Genomic DNA, 1,378 nt, shown 5'->3' on the forward strand with positions numbered 1-1,378 from the left:
GTGAACTCCTTGGCCTGGAGTTCGTAGACGGACAATGCCTTGGCCGAGGTGCCACCGTTCATAACGTAGCCGTACTTGCTGGCGAACTCGCCGAGCTTGACCAGATCGGGGCGCTCGGTGGCGACTTCCTTGACGACTTCAGGCGTCAACGCCGGAGCGCCGCTGTTTTTGGCGTAGGTGAGCGCGGCTTCCTTCGAGGAAAGCCACTTGATGAAGGCCTGCGCGCCGGCCTTGTTCTCGGCGTTCTTGTTGAGGCCGAAGCCGAGGCCGTGGATGTGGGTGAAGCGTCCCTCGGGTCCGGTGGGTGGCGCGATGGTTTCGGTCACTTCGGCAACAGCCGGCGACTTCTCCTTGCTGGTCAGGTCGGTGGCGGCAGCGTTCCATTGCATCATCGCTGCGACCTGGCCAGACGCATAGGCGGCGTTTGCTTCGGCGAACTCGTATGAAAGCGAGTCGCGCGGGGTGGCGCCGGCATCGTAGAGCAGCTTGTAGGTTTCGAGGCCCTTGCGATAGGCGTCGGAGTTGACCGTGACCTTGCCGGCATCGTCCATCCAGTTCCCGCCATAGGCGCGCGGCAGCGACTGGAACACCATCATGTTGAAGAGCAGGTTCTTGAGCTGGAGAACGGTGCCATAGCGGGTCGGGCTGTCGGGATTGACGGCCTGGGTGAAGTAGAGCGCGGTCGCCGCGTAGTCGTCCCAGGTCCACTCGTCCGGGTTCTTCGGCTCGAGCTTCTTGCCGAGATGCTTCTCCGAGATTTCCGCGAACTTGGCCTTGGCCGCGTCGTCCTTCATCAGGGCGTCGATCAAATCCTTGCGGTAATACATGAAGTGCAGCGAAAGGTCGGTCGGCACGCCATACTGCTTGCCTTCGTACTGCATGGTCTTGAGCACGGAGTCGCCATAGACCGACTGCGCTTCGCCCGACAGTTCGACGGGCTCCATGAACGGCGCGTAGCGGCCGATGGAATAGGTGGCGAGCAGGTTGACGTCGAAGGCCTTGGAGCCGGCGGCGAGGTCGGCCTGCAGCTTGTCCCAGAAGCCGTCGCGGTTGAAGAACAGCAGCTTGACCTTGTCGTTTTCAGCGACGTCGGACTTGGCGTTGTAGGCGTCGGCTGCGGCGCGCAATGCCGTCTCTTCCGGGCCGCCCGGCCAGCCGAGCACCGTCACCTTGGCGAAGGCGGGGCTTGCCAGCAGGCTGGCGATCGCAGCCGCGATCAGGCCGCCTTTTCTCAGGTTGGAAAGTGTCATGTCGTGTTCTCCCTCTAAGTCTCAGTTCTGACGTTTCGCTAGATCCGCGATGCCCACGACGCCGGCGCTCTCTCCGAGCGCTGCGGCGTGAAGCTGCGGGGTGAGCCGTGGCGGCAGGCTTCCCAGCG

Annotated in this window: 1 protein-coding gene; it reads right to left on the bottom strand. The window is 63.1% G+C overall.

The window, feature by feature from the left end; all coding sequences use genetic code 11:
* On the bottom strand, positions 1 to 1,250 hold a 1,250-nt coding region (locus tag C8K44_RS27125; protein WP_109578852.1), incomplete at its 3' end, for an extracellular solute-binding protein.
* Positions 1,251 to 1,378: the final 128 nt, after the last annotated feature.

It is taken from the genome of Aminobacter sp. AP02 (assembly GCF_003148805.1).
GTDB lineage: Bacteria > Pseudomonadota > Alphaproteobacteria > Rhizobiales > Rhizobiaceae > Aminobacter.